Below are 265 nucleotides of genomic sequence, written 5' to 3' on the forward strand. Positions count from 1 at the left end.
CTTATAGCGTTTTATGTACTCAGCTTGCGATTTAATACCGAGATTGATGGCCGCTATTGAAGCTGCTTCTATCGTTGGGTAATAATCAGGAATGTCGTTACCTAAAAATCCATTCCATCTGCCAAACGCCTGCCAGTCATCACGGTAAAAGCGATGAGGGGAACTATGCAGTCGAGGGTCTTCCTTATAGCGTTTTTGGTACTCAGGTTGCGATTTAATACCGAGATTGATGGCCGCTATTGAAGCTGCTTCTATCGTTGTGTAT

1 protein-coding gene is annotated in these 265 nt (G+C 43.8%); it reads right to left on the minus strand.

Annotated elements, in window-relative coordinates; genetic code table 11:
• The coding region (locus LMH66_RS20340; RefSeq protein WP_229372737.1) for an integrase repeat-containing protein at positions 1-265 on the minus strand (265 nt) is incomplete at both ends.

This window comes from Shewanella sp. 10N.7 (assembly GCF_020806285.1).
GTDB lineage: Bacteria > Pseudomonadota > Gammaproteobacteria > Enterobacterales > Shewanellaceae > Shewanella > Shewanella electrodiphila.